The sequence below is a fragment of the Marinifilum sp. genome, from assembly GCF_965230805.1.
GTDB lineage: Bacteria > Bacteroidota > Bacteroidia > Bacteroidales > Marinifilaceae > Marinifilum.
Genome location: NZ_OZ246019.1, coordinates 3702907 through 3720025 on the forward strand (window position 1 = coordinate 3702907; position 17119 = coordinate 3720025).

11 protein-coding genes are annotated in these 17119 nt (G+C 37.2%); 8 read left to right on the forward strand and 3 right to left on the reverse strand.

Going from position 1 to position 17119, the window contains the following annotated elements; genetic code table 11:
- Position 1 precedes the first annotated feature (1 nt).
- From ACO05S_RS14620 to ACO05S_RS14635, 4 genes are all read left to right on the forward strand, one after another.
- Positions 2–679, forward strand: coding sequence for a DUF554 domain-containing protein (locus ACO05S_RS14620; RefSeq protein ID WP_421918748.1), 678 nt, complete (start codon positions 2–4; stop codon positions 677–679).
- 42 nt (positions 680–721) lie between these two features.
- Positions 722–2161, forward strand: a complete 1440-nt coding sequence (locus ACO05S_RS14625; RefSeq protein ID WP_421918749.1) for a RapZ C-terminal domain-containing protein — start codon at positions 722–724, stop codon at positions 2159–2161.
- 216 nt (positions 2162–2377) lie between these two features.
- A complete protein-coding gene (locus ACO05S_RS14630; protein ID WP_421918750.1) occupies positions 2378–3097 on the forward strand; it encodes a nucleotidyltransferase family protein in 720 nt (239 codons plus the stop codon).
- Between the two features lie 152 nt (positions 3098–3249).
- The gene (locus tag ACO05S_RS14635) at positions 3250–3879 is read left to right on the forward strand and encodes a hypothetical protein (protein ID WP_421918751.1); all 630 of its coding nucleotides are present in this window, start codon (positions 3250–3252) and stop codon (positions 3877–3879) included.
- Positions 3880–4067: 188 nt separating this feature from the next.
- Here the strand turns inward: ACO05S_RS14635 and mnmA are convergent, their stop codons facing one another.
- Positions 4068–5240, reverse strand: coding sequence for a tRNA 2-thiouridine(34) synthase MnmA (mnmA, locus tag ACO05S_RS14640; RefSeq protein ID WP_421918752.1), 1173 nt, complete (start codon positions 5238–5240; stop codon positions 4068–4070).
- Between the two features lie 293 nt (positions 5241–5533).
- On the opposite strand from mnmA, the gene ACO05S_RS14645 reads away from it, so the two are divergent.
- Positions 5534–6418 carry a DUF3078 domain-containing protein gene (locus ACO05S_RS14645; RefSeq protein ID WP_421918753.1) on the forward strand — a complete coding sequence of 295 codons (885 nt, stop codon included), beginning with the start codon at positions 5534–5536 and terminating at the stop codon, positions 6416–6418.
- A 91-nt stretch (positions 6419–6509) separates the two neighbouring features.
- Here the strand turns inward: ACO05S_RS14645 and ACO05S_RS14650 are convergent, their stop codons facing one another.
- Positions 6510–6929 carry a DUF6146 family protein gene (locus ACO05S_RS14650; protein WP_421918754.1) on the reverse strand — a complete coding sequence of 140 codons (420 nt, stop codon included), beginning with the start codon at positions 6927–6929 and terminating at the stop codon, positions 6510–6512.
- A 183-nt stretch (positions 6930–7112) separates the two neighbouring features.
- Positions 7113–10721, reverse strand: a complete 3609-nt coding sequence (locus ACO05S_RS14655; protein WP_421918755.1) for a fibronectin type III domain-containing protein — start codon at positions 10719–10721, stop codon at positions 7113–7115.
- Between the two features lie 356 nt (positions 10722–11077).
- Here ACO05S_RS14655 and ACO05S_RS14660 point away from each other — a divergent pair, with 356 nt between their 5' ends.
- From ACO05S_RS14660 to cysQ, 3 genes are all read left to right on the forward strand, one after another.
- Positions 11078–14338 (forward strand): UvrD-helicase domain-containing protein, encoded by a 3261-nt coding sequence (locus ACO05S_RS14660; RefSeq protein WP_421918756.1) that lies wholly within the window; start codon positions 11078–11080, stop codon positions 14336–14338.
- A gap of 123 nt (positions 14339–14461) precedes the next feature.
- The gene (locus ACO05S_RS14665; protein ID WP_421918757.1) at positions 14462–16243 is read left to right on the forward strand and encodes an SLC13 family permease; all 1782 of its coding nucleotides are present in this window, start codon (positions 14462–14464) and stop codon (positions 16241–16243) included.
- Between the two features lie 55 nt (positions 16244–16298).
- Positions 16299–17108, forward strand: a complete 810-nt coding sequence (gene cysQ, locus ACO05S_RS14670) for a 3'(2'),5'-bisphosphate nucleotidase CysQ (RefSeq protein WP_421918758.1) — start codon at positions 16299–16301, stop codon at positions 17106–17108.
- Positions 17109–17119 lie beyond the last annotated feature (11 nt).

Here is a 17119-nt window from a genome sequence, read left to right on the forward strand (position 1 = left end):
CATGATAGGTACTCTGGTAAATGTTGCTGCAATAATAGTAGGCGGAGGGATAGGATTACTTTTCCGAGCCAAAATTCCTGAGCGTTTGTTTAAAATTGTTTTTCAGGCAATCGGAGTATTTACCTTATACCTTGGTTTTAGTATGGCTTTAAAGGCAAGTCAATTGTTAATCATGGTGTTTAGTTTGGTGTTGGGTTCTTTGCTGGGAGAATTGCTTCGATTGGAAGAACGAGTTGAAAAGCTAAGTGAAGTCTTGAAAAAAAGAATGGGTAGCGGCGATGCAAACTTTTCAACTGGATTACTTACTGCCTTTATGCTTTTTTGTATGGGAGCAATGACCATTGTGGGCAGTTTGGAAGAAGGGATGGGTAAAGAACCAACTTTGCTGCTAACAAAATCATTAATGGATGGCATTTCATCGGTTGCACTTGCTGCTGTTATGGGAGTTGGTGTGATCTTTTCGGTAATTCCTTTATTGATTTACCAAGGCGGACTAACACTTCTTGCTGCCCTGTTTGGTGATATCATTCCAAAAGTTGTCATCAATGAAATCACAGGAATAGGTGGCGTTTTAATTGTAGCCTTAGGTATAAGCATTTTGGAAATTAAAAAAATTAAAGTGCTGAATATGTTACCGGCAATTCTGATTGAAATACTTCTGTGTTATATCTTTTTATAAATTTGTACATCGCATATCAGGATAACCTAAAAATTTACGGAATTGAAACAAGAAATTAAAAATGCTCTGATCCGATTGTTTGAAAAATGGGCTGACGATAAAGTTGTTGAAACCGAATTGCTCCCTCAATCAGGATCATATAGAGAATACATACGATTAATTGGAGAAAAGAGAACCGTTCTTGGAGCATACAATGCGGATATTAAGGAGAACAATGCCTTTATAAACTTTAGTAAGCACTTCTTATCAAAGAATCTTCCGGTTCCTGAAATCTATCATCAAAAAGATGAGGAGGGATTATATCTTCTTCAGGATTTAGGAAAAACCACCTTGTTCGATTACATTCTACACCTTCGTGTTGGCGAAGGATTTGCCAATGATTTGATTTTAATCTACAAGAAAATCATCACACAATTGGTACGCTTTCAAGTAGAAGGAGGAGATGGCTTGGATTACGAAGCTTGTTATCCAAGAGATTGTTTCGATAAGCAATCGATGATTTGGGATCTGCACTATTTTAAGTATTACTTTTTAAAGCTCGCAAAAATTCCGTTCGACGAACAGTTGTTGGAAAATGACTTTCAGAAGTTCTCGGATTATTTATTAGATGCTCCACGAGAATATTTTTTGTATCGTGATTTTCAGTCCCGTAACATCATGTTGGTAAACGGTGAGCCTTGGTTTATCGATTACCAGGGTGGTAGACGAGGAGCTTTGCAATACGATTTGGCATCACTTTTATACGATGCCAAGGCCGATTTACCTCAAGCAGTAAGAGATGAATTGTTCGAACATTACCTGCACGAAGTTCAGAAAGTACAAAAGGTTGATCCGAAGACCTTCAAATCTTTTTTCCAAGGATATGTTTTAATACGTATTATGCAGGCAATGGGAGCTTATGGTTTTAGAGGATTTTATGAGCGCAAAGAACATTTTTTAAAATCGATTCCTTATGCACTTAAAAATCTGGAAACCATTTTGGGAAGAATGGATATTCCTGTAGAATTGCCCGAATTAACCCATGCTTTAAATGAGGTTTTAAATTCAGATTTCTTACAGCAAGTGGGCAAAGAAGAAGAGGTGAAGCTGCATGTTGAGATCAACAGTTTTTCGTATCGTCGTGGAATTCCTTTGGATAAATCAACAAATGGAGGTGGATTTGTGTTCGATTGCAGAGCCATACACAATCCCGGAAGATATCAGGAGTATGTTGAGATGACGGGAAAGGATCAACCAGTGATTGACTTTTTTAAGGAAAAAAGCGAGATGGAAGACTTCTTAAAATCTGTTTTTTCACTAGTAGATATGAGTGTTGACAAATATATCAAACGAAAGTTTACCAATTTACAAGTGAATTTTGGTTGCACGGGTGGGCGTCATCGTTCCGTGTTTTCGGCCGAAAGTTTGGCAAAACATATACGCGAGAAATTTGATGTTAAAGTTTCTTTACGGCATATCGAAAGAGAAATAGAGGGGAATTAGAATGAGTAAGAAACGTTGTAAATTATCGCCAAAAGAATATGTGGATAAGGTTTGCGACTCTGCCAATTTGATCTGTAAAAAATGCAAACGAGTAGCTAAAAATGCTAAGAAACTTTGTAAGCCAGTAAACAGATAAAATATCTTACTTGATTTAATTTTCATAGGTATTTGAATTAGGATTCCGGATAACAGATAGATGAAGAAATGCTGAACACAATGATATTTGCTGCTGGTTTGGGGACCAGGTTAAAGCCTTACACCAATGATAGACCAAAAGCATTGGTAAGCCTTGCAGGTAAAACACTTTTACAAAGAGCCATTGAAAAGTTGAAAGGATTGGGTGCAGATCGAATTGTAATTAATGTGCATCACTTTGCAGACTTGATTGAAGATTTTCTGAAAGAGAATCATAATTTTGGTGTTGATATCCGAATTTCGGATGAAAGGGAGGAGTTACTTGATACTGGTGGAGGATTAAAGAAGGCAAAAGATTTGTTTATACCTAATGCACCCATTCTGATTTATAATGTTGATATTCTCTCATCAATTGATTTGAATGAACTGATTTGGCAGCATGAAGCAAGCAATGCTGTGGTGAGCTTGGTGACGAGGCGCAGGGAGAGCAGTCGTTATCTCTACTTTAATAAGGAACATCAGCTTACCGGATGGAAAAACTGTAAAACCGGAGAAAGCAAAGTGGCGCGCCCTGATATGGAAGAATCGGAAGCTTTGGCATTTAGTGGAATTCATGTGGTTCATCCTAAATTGTTTAATTTGATTGAAGAAGAAGGAAAATTTTCGATTATTGATTTGTATTTGCGATTGGCAAAAACAGAAAAATTGTTGGCTTATAAAGATCAGTCGGATCTTTGGTTCGATTTGGGGAAACCAGAGCAACTGCAAAAAGCAGAGAAATTGATTGTGAAACAAACATGATTAAAATATTTATTGAACATACCCGGTAATGATTATTTTGATCTCGTATCTTCCATCCGGGAAATGGAAACGAATTGTAAGCAGATGAATTTTAAATTATAAATTATGGGTCGTTCCATTGTTCGACTAGTAGACTATTAAAACATATACGAATGAATGTAAAACCAATTTTTTTTGCGGCACTTAGGGTAATACTATATGCCATCCCGGTAGTAGCATCAGCATTGATAATCAAAAGCGATGCAGGTATTCTAATTGAAGGGGGTAAGTTTGGTGAAGGATCACAAACCGAATGGATGCAGCAAATGTATCTGTTGCTAACCAGTATCATGTTTATTTTGGCAGGGATTCGTTCCGGAGATCACCAAGCCATTTCTTACCTGTTTGGAGGTGGTGCTTTGGTGGCATTAATTCGAGAATTCGATGTTTATTTCGATATGATATATCACGGAGCCTGGTTTCCATTTGCTATGTTGGTGCTTTTGTTTTCTATCTTTTTGGTATATCGCAAGCGCCAACAAATTTGTGAAAACCTTGAGGAGTTTTTTACAACACCAGCCTTTGGGACCTTTATTGCTGGATTTTTAGGTGTATTTGTTTTTTCCCGTTTGTTTGGAACCAAGAAGGTATGGCGTGCTTTGTTTGATGTTGAAAAGTTAGAACCAGTGCAGCGTTGGGTGAAAAATGCTGTTGAGGAAGGAAGCGAATTATTTGGATATACTTTGCTGTTTATTGCAGCGGTAGAGTTTTTCGTGTATGTATCGAAGAAAATTAAAGAATAAGAGCATATTTTTCTTAAAATGAATCTAAGAAGGTGTATCCGTCGGTACACTTTTTTGCATTAAAAAAAAGAGGCTGTCTTAAAAGTAGATTTATGTGTTGGTGAGTTGAGTATTTGAAAAATCTTACAGATACCTACCCGAATATCAAATCCTTTTGAGACAGCCTCTTTAATATATACTAGGATCTATTAATCAATCACCCCCGAACCAATCAATTCTCCTTCATCGTACCAAGCAGCAAATTGTCCCGAAACAACAGCGCGTTGTGGTTCATCAAAGTGAATGTATAGTCCTTCCTCTTTAAAATAAATGTTTCCACCTTGTAAAGGTTGACGATAACGAATTCTGATATCGTACCTTCTTTTACAATTTTCTGTTGGCCTTAAATCTTCACGAATAAAGTGGATGTCTTTATTAGGAATATACAAAGCCTTGCGCATTAACAGTGGATGTTCGTGTCCCATTCCAACATACACAATGTTTTTGTCAACATCAGTTCCAATTACGAAAAGAGGTTCTGATTTTCCACCTACATTTAGTCCTTTACGCTGACCCACAGTAAAAAAGTGAGCTCCATTGTGCGTTCCTACTTCTTCTCCCATTTCAGGAGAAAACTGATAGGGTTGAGCGATGTCTTTCAACTCCTCTGATTGTGGAATAATATCTTGTGCCTTGTCGGCAGATATTTCTATGATTCTTCCTTTTTTGGCCTTAAGCTTTTGCTGAAGAAAAACAGGTAAATCAACTTTTCCTACAAAACAGATGCCTTGAGAGTCTTTCTTCTCCGCCGATGCCAATTTTTCTTTTCTTGCAATCTCTCTTACCTCAGGTTTTTCGATATGCCCGATTGGAAACATAGCTTTCGACAATTGCTCCTGCGATAATTGGCACAGGAAGTAAGACTGGTCTTTATTGTTGTCTTCACCGGCAATTAATCGGTATATCTCTTTACCATCTTTCACAATGGTTTCCTTTTGGCAATAATGTCCTGTTGCAACGTAATCGGCACCCAATTCCAATGCTTTTTTTAAGAAAACATCAAACTTAATTTCACGATTACACAACACATCAGGATTTGGAGTTTTTCCTTTTTCGTATTCTGCAAACATGTAATCGATTACTTGTGCGCGATATTCGGTACTTAAATCCACAAAGTGAAAAGGAATATTCAGTTTTTTTGCTACCATTTGTGCAAACAAAACATCCTCTTCAAAAGGGCATTCTTCCGATTTTAATCCGACTGTGTCATTCCAATTTTGCATGAAAAGAGCTTCAACCTCATAGCCTTGTTCTTTAAGCAAATAAGCAGCAACACTAGAGTCAACACCTCCCGAAAGTCCGATTACAATTTTTTTCCTCATGAATAATAATCTCCTTGTTTTTCAAGGAGCAAAAGTATTCATTTTTTATACATGTGACAAGCCAAACATTTCGAAAGAGATGTTAAAAATAAAATTGATTCATGAGATTTGTTCGGGATGCAATCTGAAATTATATCTATCATAGATTATCTTGAATGGTAATTTGTAATTTTCGATGATAAAATTTCTTATGAATTTTTTTGCAAGCATAAATTGAACTAAATTCGTTCTAGATTTCGAAATGGGAATTAACAATTCTACTAACTATACAATTAAAACTAAATTTTAACTGGATGAAAAAGTTTGGGATAAGCTTATTGATCGCTGTTGTTGGACTAGCAGCAATGGCTCAAGAGAAACAAGATACCTCATATTGGAAAAAGGGGGGAATGGTTTCAATTTCTTTCTCACAAACCTCATTGACTAACTGGTCGGGAGGTGGTGATAATGCCGTTTCAACAAATGGGCAGCTTAATTTATTTGCAAATTACAACAAAGGCAAAAATAGCTGGGAGAATAAAATGAACCTTGAATATGGATTGGTAAAACAAGGTGATGAAGGTGTTCGCAAAAGTATCGATAAAATTGAATACAGTACCAAATACGGTTATAAGAATGGTGGACATTGGTACTATACGGTTTTGTTTGATTTTAAAACACAGTTTGCCAAAGGTTACAATTACAGCAGCGAAGATGGGCTTGATGATGTGAAAATTTCAAATTTCCTTGCTCCGGCATACATGAACCTATCGGTGGGTATGGATTACAAACCAAGTGATGTGTTCTCTGCTTACATTTCACCAGTTACGGGTAAGATGACTGTTGTAAATGATGATGATCTATCGGACAAAGGAGCTTTTGGACTTGATCCGGGCGACAATTTTAGAAGTGAGTTTGGTGCTTTGTCAAAAATGAGTTTGAACAAGGATGTCATGGAAAATGTAAACTTAAAAAGTACGCTTGACTTGTTTACCAATTACTCTGAAAGCTTTGGTAATATCGATGTTACTTGGGAAGTAATGCTGAATATGAAAATTAATAGTTTCCTAACCGCAACGGTTAATACCTCGTTGGTTTATGATGATGATGTGGATTACATTGATGAAAACAATATCAATAAAGGTCCGCGAATTCAATTTAAAGAAATTATTGGAGTAGGATTGGCTTATAAATTTTAGAGGCAATTGAGTATTTTTGAAAAATATCACAAAGGTACCAATTATAAAAGGGCTGTTTCAATCATTTGAGACAGCCCTTTTTTAGTATGCATTATCGGCCTCTTCCTCTTTGCACAAGAATGATTCCTGTTTTTTCCTCAACAAACTGAAAATAGTGATACAATTTATAGTTTAGATCAAAACCATAATCTTCGAAAGGATCGTAATCAATGTAATTTTCAAAGTAGGGATGTCCTTGGCTGTGCTTGTTATTCCATTCGATTACATATCTGTGGTTCCAGTTTTGATAATAACTATCAGCACGAGCCATGGAAGGCATATTTCTGGCTGCAAACCATGTTTCGAAACCGATATCCAATATTAACAATTCGTATTCTGTGCTATCCTTAACTTGTGCAAGTTCGGTGTTCTCCTCATTTTCGTAAACCGGAGAGGGTTGATTAAAAGAGGAGTATGAACTACATGCAGCAAACAGGATGAGAGCAAGAACTACAATTCCTATGTATTTCATGATCGAAAATATTGAGTGTAAAAAACGAAATTGCTGTAATTATTGAATAAATCAATACCATAAGAGGCTTTAATACTGGTGTAATAATAGAAACGTTCAGGTAAAGAAAAAGTTGCGAATAAGTTTTCCAAATAACAAAGGCAGATGGTTCACATCTGCCTTCGTAATTATTGCAAATAATCTCTATAATTTAAGTAGTTTTTTAGTTACAACTTCCTCGCCGTCTTCAATAGAAATAAAGTACATACCTGAAGGAAGATCAGAAATATCCAATATGTTATTTTCCATACCTAAGTTTAGAATCTTAATGGTTTTACCAGTAATGGAACTGATTCGAACTCTGGACTGAATATTTCCTTGAATAAATAAATTTACATGGTCTTTGGCAGGATTTGGATAAAGTTTTAACTCTTCAATCGGAGGAGTATCGCTTAATGGCAATCCAACAGCAGCAGCTTTTGTAGCAAAAGTAGGAGCTGAGTTAGAAATATGAATGGTGTAATCTTCTACTTCTCCTTGGTTAAATATTTGACATCCATTGGATGCAGCTCTTCGGTGCTTTAAAATAACTCTCATTCTGGTATGACCTAAGGCAGCATCAGATGGAACATTAACATTTGCTGATGATATACCCGAATTAATGGTATATCCAGAGCTTACAAGTTCACTTCTTTCAAAATTACCGTTTCTGTTAAAATCGATATAAATTTTCCAATTGGCAGTATAGGTTCTACTCTTGTATGCCAATGAGAAATTCAATGTATATGAATTACCAGGAGCAACATTGGCTATTAATCCCGTGTAATCGCCATAACCACCATCATCTCCCGAGGCATTACTCATGTCAGCAAGCTCAACCAAATCAATGTATTCGTAACGAGTGGCTTTACCATACGACTCACAATAGTCTGGAGTTGGCGATTCGCCTAATGTTGTTAGCGATTGTATACTTGAGTAATTGCTATCACCCGAAGAATTGGTTGCCCTAACTTGGTACTCGTAGCTAGTTTCGGCGATGGCACTTGTGTATTCGAAACTGCTTGATGAGGTAGAATAAGATTCCCATGCTCCGCCTTGTTCCCTAATTTGCACATCGTAATTGTCGGCAAATTGCATCGCATCCCAGCTAAGCGTAAATGAACTCGATGTAATATCAGATGCAATGATTCCGGTCGGAATATCAGGAACAGGAATGGCTTGGGTAGTTAAATTTCCGATACTTGAGAATTCACCTGCACCAACTTCGTTATTGCCTCTAACTCTATATTCATAACCTGTGGATGCTTCAGCTGTGGTATAATTATATGAGTTGTCTGTGGTATTAAATGAATTCCGACTACCACCTGTCATTCTAATTTCTACATCATAATTGTTAGCATTTGTTATTGGATCCCAATGAATGGTAAAGGAGTTGTATGTAATGTTCGATGCAAGAACATTTTGAGGAGTAACAGGAACTGTAGGTGCATCGAGCGTAGTAGCCGAAACAATGGTTGAGTATGCACTTGATCCAATGGTGTTGTTAGCTCTCACCCGGAATTCATATGTGGTTTCTCCACTTAAGCCTGTGTAGTTATACGAAGTCTCGGATTGGTTAATTGTTGTCCAAGCTCCGGCTTGCGTACGCACTTGCAGGTCGTAGTCTTCAGTATTGGCACTAGCATCCCAACTAATTGTCATCGAGTTGTAAGTAATTGCTGATGCAGCCAAATTTACAGGAGTTTCGGGAGCGGTTGGAGCTTCGAGGGTAGTTGCCGAATTAATTGCGGAATAATCACTGGAACCAATTTCGTTATTAGCCCTAATGCGGAATTCATAAATGGTTTCTGCTGTCAAGCTGTTGTAGGCATAACTTGTTTCTATCTGATTAATGGTTGTCCACGATCCACCCTGTGGGCGCACTTGCAGGTCGTAATCGTCGGTGTTTTCAGTAGCATCCCAGCTAATTGTCATCGAGTTGTATGTAATTGCAGAAGCAGCCAGATTCACAGGGGTATCAGGAGCTGTAGGAGCAGCTTTGGTTGTTACATTTGCGACTGCCGAATAGCCACTTGAGCCAGTGTCATTATTAGCTCTCACTCGGAACTCATAAGTTGTTTCGGTGGTAGCTCCACTATAATCGTAAGAGTTTGCACTTGTATTAAATGATTGCCAACTGCCCCCTTGTGCTCTTATCTGAAGGTCGTAGCTTGTTGCGCCTGAAACAGTATTCCATTCAATGGTGAACGAAGTTTGAGTAATGTTTGTGGCTGTTAATCCGGAAGGAACAGACGGTAAATTGTCATCGCTTAATGCTTTGTATGCATTTAATCTTCCGCTACCTAGTTTGCCCGCATGCGTTGCACTTTGCAGATGATCAATTGCATCAACATTATCAACAAGCTTGTTCCAAACTTCGCCAGGCGTGATATTACCAGCATATTTAGAAACAATAAGAGCTGCTACACCCGACACATGCGGACAAGCCATTGATGTTCCTTGCATTACACCATACTGATCATTAGGGTAAGTACTGTGAATTGCCGTAGGATCTTCGTTTGTAGTTTCCAATTCTCCACCCGGGGCTGCAATATCTAACCAGTCGCCATAATTTGAATAGAAAGATCTAACATCATTTTTATTGGTAGCTGCAACCGATAAAACTTTATCGTAGTATGCAGGATAGTATCTACCTTGAGAATTGTCGTTACCAGCAGAGAATAATACAATACCGCCATTCATAGGAGCATCCGGTCCACCGGCATTGGCAATAAAGTAATCGATGCCATCAAGAACTGCTTGGTCGTAATAATAAGGATACCTGTATGTCCAACTGTTTTGGGAAATTACTGCTCCGTTATCAGCGGCGTAGGTATATGCTTCGGCAAAGCCTCCGGCCGATTCAGCAAATACATTACATGACATGATTTTAACACCATCCATGTTTCCACTGCCACCTGCAACACCACTAACACCAATGCCATTATTATTAACAGCTGCAATTGTACCGGCAACATGAGTTCCGTGATCTCCAACATAAATTTCACCTGTATCGTCGCCAAAATTGTATCCATAAATGTCATCAACGTAGCCATTATTATCATCATCAATTCCGTTGCCGGGAATTTCGCCTTGGTTAACCCACATGTTTGCAGCAAGATCAACATGGTCGAAATCAACGCCGCCATCTTCAACAGCTACAATTACGCTGGGATTACCGGTTTCTAGCTGCCATGCCCCCAATAAGCTGATGTCAGCTCCGGGAGTACCCTCATTCTGTCCGGTATTTTCATAGTGCCATTGATCACCAAATAATGGATCATTTGAACCGGAAGGTAAGGCTGTAGGGACAATTTTTTTTCCATCATCCATTGCAACATGTTTTACCGCATGAACTCCTTCAGCAATTGAAACCTCAGCAATGTTTTTATAGGAATCGATTAATTGTTGTACCGGGGTGTTCGAATTAAATTCTATTTCATACCAAAGGTGTAATCCGAATTTTTTATGCCGAGCTTCGTGCTTACCTGCGTAGCGGTAAACTCTTTTCATTTTATGAGCTTTAAATTGCTGGTTAACTCGGTTTACACTTTTAAAATTGGTTTTAACAAACTCAGGTTGTTGCTTTAGTTTAACTTTTTTTGCTTCCTGAATCATTTGGTGTAGTTTATCCACCCTTTTATTTTCGGCTCGTTCAAACTTAATTCTAATAATTCCTTTGTATTTACCTTCGGAATTTATTTCTCTTTTTTGGCTGTAAACGATACCAGCTAGAAAAATTAAACAAAGAAAAAGAGTAAAGATTTTTTTCATAACAGAATGGTTTAGAGTGATTATTTTAGAAAACTATGTATAAGTTAATTAAAAATGTTTAGCGAATCAATACCAGAATGTTATAGATATTTTCTGCTTAGAGACGGTTTTTGTTATTGTTAAGGTTGTTGTTTTTGAAAAGATGTTAGCCTGTTCCCGACTAATTGATGGATTAATAAAGATCGGGCAAAAAAAACGCTTTAATTAAAATTAACCTAATTGTAACTTTAGGTTAAGTTTATTTGTTTATCAAAAAAAATAAGCTTTTTTATATGGCTGATTAAAAAAGATTTTCCAGATTGGTTTGAGCTATTCTGATTAGATAATTTGTATTTTCGAGTAAAATCAAAAATATAATGTCGCAATTAAATATCTACAGGGCTTCAGCAGGTTCCGGTAAAACCTATACGTTAACAGGAGAGTTTCTCAACTTGGTTTTTAAGGATCCTTTAAGTTACAAACACATATTGGCAGTTACTTTTACCAATAAAGCTACGGATGAAATGAAGTCAAGGATTTTGAAAGAAATTCATATTATTTCATCAGGAAGCAAATCGCCCTATGCCAAGGAATTGTGCAAAGCAAACCATTTAAATTCCGAAGAGCTAAAGATACGAGCAAAGGAGATTTTAAATCGCTTATTGCACGATTACTCAAGGTTTTCAGTCACTACCATTGATAGTTTTTTTCAGAAGATCGTTCGATCCTTTACCAGAGAGATTGGCTTACAAATGGGTTACAATATTGAGCTGGATCAGGGAAGAGTGCTGAGTGATGTCATTGATCTTCTTTTGCAAGATGTTGATTCCGATCATCAATTAAGAAATTGGTTGTCATCATTTGCCGAATCGAAAATCAGAGATGGAAAAACATGGAATTTTAAGCAAGATGTATTAACTCTTGGCAGAGAGGTTTTCAAAGAAGATTTTCAAAATTTCTCGAAAAAGCTAGTAAAAAAATTGTCGGATAAGCAGTTCTTAAGTGTTTACAGAAAAACCCTGAATGAAATTAAAGAAGATTTTGAACAGTTTTTTGCCTCGAAAGGAAATGAAGCGCTTAGAATAATGGAGACTCGCTCTTTAGGGATTGCTGATTTTTCTTACGGCAAAACCGGTGTAACGGGCTATCTGGCAGGACTCGGAAAAGCGGGCAAATACGAACCCGGAGCAAGAGCAAGGGCAGCTATTGATACACCTAAAAAATGGGTAGCCTCCAAAGCCTCTAAAGAAATAAAGTTAGCTGTTGAAGAGGCAGTTGCAGGGGGCTTAAACGATATTCTTAAGGAGGTTGTAAGTTATTACGATGAGCAATCGATGCTCTACAATTCAACGGAGAAGACCCTAAGCTATATTTATACATTAGGAATCCTTACCGATTTATCGAAAAAGGTAAGAGAGTATTCCGAAGACGAAAACATTTTCCTTTTATCAGATGCAAGTAGACTTTTAAGGGATATCATAGGAAAGAATGACTCTCCTTTTATCTACGAGAAAATTGGAAATGTATACAAACATTTCATGATTGATGAGTTTCAGGATACATCATCCATGCAATGGGATAATTTTAGGCCATTGGTAGGAAACTCTTTGGCAGAGGATGAACATTCATTGGTTGTTGGAGATGTGAAGCAATCCATATATCGTTGGAGAAACGGAGATTGGAAATTATTGGCGAATCGGTTGGATTCAGATTTTAAAGGTTTTGGTGTAAATGCTTTAAGTTTGAATCACAACTGGAGAAGTGCCGCAAATGTAATTGACTTTAACAATTCAATTTTTGCTTTGGGAGCACAGATCTTGCAAAACGCTTACAACGATTCTATTCCTTCTGAGATATCGGATAGAATGGAGGACGAAAAACAAAAAATCTTATCTGCTTACAGGGATGTTTATCAGCATTTCCCGCAAAAAAATGAGAGTTTAAAAGGATATGTTAAGGCTCATTTTCTCGAAAACGAGAATGAATTGGATTGGAGTGAGCAGGTGCTAGCCGAATTGCCATTAAAAATTGAAGAATTGCAAGCAAGTGGATACCATGCCAAAGATATTGCCATATTGGTACGAAACGGGAAAGAAGGAGGCTTGGTAGCCGATTCACTAATGCATTACCGGGCAAGTGAAAATGCTAAGGAAGACATCAACTACGACGTAATTTCCAATGACTCGCTGTATTTAAAAAACTCATCATCTGTTAATTTTTTAATGCACGTGCTTCATTATCTGGTTTACCCCGAGGATAAAATAAATATTGGGTTTTTAAAGCAAGAGTATAGTTTATACATCACCGAGCAAACAAATTGTACATCAGATGACCTATATGAATATTGTAATCACAATCAGTTTAATTCCATTTTTCCCGAAGAATTTCTCGAAAATATAAACGAGTTAAAACGACAGCCATTGTATGATCTTACCGAGAAGCTGATTAAACTGTTTAATTTGAATCTGAATTCTAATGAATTTCCATTTTTAGAAGCATTTCAGGATTTAGTATTAGGTTTTACAAAAAGTGATTCTCCTGATTTAAATTCTTTCGTGCAGTTTTGGGAAGAAAGAAAAGATAAGGAAGTTATCTCTGTATCGGATGAGCAGGATGCAATTCGAATCATGACAATTCATAAATCTAAAGGACTAGAGTTTAAAGCGGTGATTTTGCCTTTTGCCAATTGGGATTTGGATAATACCCGACACACCAATATACTTTGGTGCCAACCAAAAGTTGAAGGTTTTAATCGTTTAGATGTTTTGCCAGTTCGTTACAGCAGTTCCTTAAAAGATACCATATACTATCAGGAGTATTTCGAGGAAAAATTGCAGTCGTATATCGATAATCTAAACTTACTGTACGTGGCTCAAACCCGTGCAGAAGAGGTGTTTGTAAGCTATTCGCCTGTAAATAAGAATAAGGATCTGAAAACGGTGGCCGACCTTCTGCTCTTTGTATTTAGAAATGCCAATAACTATTCAACTGATTTTTTTGGAAATTCGATCATTGCAATTGCAGATTATTGGAATGAAGAAGACAAATGTTTGGAAATTGGAGATTTACCATCCATAAGGTCAGATAAAAAAAAGCTGCCAAGCAGCAAGAACAAAGAATATCCTGCTGCTTTATTAGATGACAGATTAAAGTTAAGATCTCATTCTGCTGATTATTTTGATTTTTCGAGAGCAGAATCGGTAGAATCATTTTCTCCTGTTAGTCGTGGAAATATTTTACACCAACTATTTCAGTTAATAGAATATGCCGATGATATCGAAAAGGCAGTTGAGCAACTTAAATTCGAAGGGAAATTAGACGAAGCTCAAGCCGATGAAGTTCAAGAATTTGCCAAAGAATTATTATCAGAACCTAAAGTTGAAGAATGGTTTTCGAAGAATTGGAAGGTGATTAACGAAAGAGATATACTAAAAGGCAAGGGAGAGGTTTATCGACCCGATCGGGTAATTTTAAAAGGCAATAAAGCAATTGTAATTGATTACAAATTTGGCAAGAAAAAAACAAAAGCACACGAAAAGCAAGTTGCACAGTATAAAAATCTGCTTGAAGCTTTGGGGATGGAAGAGGTTGAAGCCTACCTTCTTTACGGTAAGTTATCCGAAATTGTGAGTGTTTAAGCTCTTGTAACTACTCGAACTTATATGGCGTGTACTACATTTGTGCAAAGCTGTGATAAATGTATTCAATCATACGGGTATTTTTGTATATTCGTATCTTAAACTTCACCCAAAAATTTATATATGCTCTCTCTTGATGCGATCATTGTATTAATCGTATTGGTTTTTATTCTGATTTCTTTCTACAAAGAATGGATAGGTCCGGCCTTTACCTTTTTAATAGGAGTTGTAGTTTTAGGAATTTGTGGAATCTTAACACCTTCCGAAATACTTAGTGGTTTTGCTAACGATCAGGTAGTAGTAATATTAATGTTGCTTTTGATTGGAGATATCATAAGGGATTTAGGTATTGTTGAAACACTTTTCGATAAAGTTTTTCAACGAGCCAAGGGATATAAGGCTTTCATGTCGAGGATGATTTTACTTGTAGGCGGATTCTCAGCCTTTTTAAACAACACCCCTCTGGTTGCAGTAATGATGCCTTACGTTCACAACTGGAGCAGACGCAATAATATATCCCCATCCAAACTATTAATTCCATTGTCTTATGCCGCAATTTTGGGAGGCTGTATCACACTTATTGGTACATCAACCAACCTGATTGTGAATGGAATGCTTAAAGACCAAACCATTATTACAGGGCTTGATTCTCTGGGAATGTTTAGCTTTGCTTATGTTGGTGTGCCAATGATGTTTATTGGTGCTGCTTATTTGCTGTGGGTAAGCAAAAAACTATTGCCGGAAAAGGAGGATATTTTGGGTGATTTTTCTGAAAATACCAGGAAATATATTGTAGAAGCCCACGTAAAGCCCAACTCCGATTTAATTGGAAAATCAATTGAAGAGGCTGACCTAAGAAATTTAAAAGGATTGTACCTATTCCAAATCAACAGGGGAGGAGTTAGGGTAGCAGCGGTTTCTCACGAGTTTAGATTAGAGGAAGGCGATCGTTTATTGTTTGCCGGAGATACGGAAACCATTGCTGATTTGGTTTTGCCAAATTCAGATTTAACATTGCCTACCGTAGGAATGCTTACCCATAAAAAACACATCGAGGTAGTTGAGATTGTAATCTCGCACAATTCAACCTTAATTTCTAAAACCGTTAAAGAGGCCAATTTTAGAGGTCAGTTTGATGCTGCGGTTATTGGAATTCACAGAAATGGAGGAAGAGTAAGCGGTAAAATAGGTGAAGTGAAGTTACGCGCAGGTGATGTGCTGTTGTTACTAGGTGGCGACGATTTTGTTGAAAGAACCCACAGAATTCAAGACTTTTACTTTATCTCGAAAGTGAAAGAATTTAGAAAACAAGAAGGCTATAAAATTGGTTTGCTATTGGGAGGAACTGTTCTGGCTGTAATATTATCGGCCTTAAATATTGTTCCCCTTTTTATGACCCTGATTGTAATGATCATCGTGATTTTAGCATTAAAAATATCCAACCCAAAGGATATTGCCCGAATGGTAGATTTCAACCTGGCCTTAATCATATCGCTCTCCCTGGCTTTTGGAACAGCCATGATTAAATCGGGTTTGGCAGATATTATAGCCGAATTGTTGATATCCGTTTTTATTCCTTTGGGAAAAGTGGGGGTTTTGTTCGGAATATATCTGATAACTTCGGTTTTGGCGGCATATATTACCAATAAAGCAGCTGTGGCCATCGTATTTCCTATCTCCTTAACAATGGCTTTAAACTTGCATTTAGATGCCGAACCATTTGTACTAATCGTGGCATTTGCAGCAGCTGCCAATTTTATGACACCTATTGGATACCAAACCAATATCATGGTTTATGGACCCGGGGGTTATTCGTTTAAGGATTTCTTCAAAATTGGCTTTCCTCTCACCATTATTTACATGATTTTTACGGTGCTAATTCTTTCATACATTTATTTTTATTAGTTGCTTTTCTTGGCGAAGGGTATCTTGCTATTGAACTCACATTATTTGTACATTCATGAATTTAACTACTCGAAAAGTATTGCTTGCAAAGGCAATATCGGCTTCTTTGCTGGCAGGAAAAGAAATTCTTAAAGTATATCAATCAGAGAATTTTGAAGTACAGTTAAAATCAGACGATACTCCTTTAACCATAGCCGACCAAAAAGCGCATGATGCAATTGTTTCTGTTTTATGCAAGTTGGAGATTCCGATTTTAAGCGAGGAAGGAGAACATCAGACTTTCGAAGAACGACAAAAATGGAAACAGTGTTGGATTGTAGATCCGCTTGACGGAACAAAAGAGTTTATAAAACGAAACGATGAGTTTACCATAAACATTGCGCTGGTTGATGATGGAATTCCTCTTTCCGGATTAATTTATGTGCCCGTATACCAACAACTTTACTTTGCAGATAATGAATTGGGCGCTTACCGAATGGATCAGATTACCAGCTGGAACAATGATTTGGATTGGCTGATTCGAAATGCTGTAAAATTGCCTGAAGAAAAGAGCGGCAACGAAACAATAGTGGTGAGTTCCCGTTCGCATATGAATAAAGAAACCAAGCAGTTTATCGAAAATTTAAAACAGGAAAAGAAGGAGTTTAAACTGGTGTCGAGAGGCAGTTCCTTAAAACTTTGCATGGTGGCCGAAGGCAAAGCCGACATCTACCCTCGTTTTGGCCCAATAATGGAATGGGATGTTGCTGCCGGCCATGCTATTGTTTCGGCATCGGGAGGAAAAATTCTGGAATTTAATACCAATCAGGAATTGAGATATAATAAAAGAAATTTAATGTGTCCCGAATTCATATGTTCGCGATAGACTCATTTAAT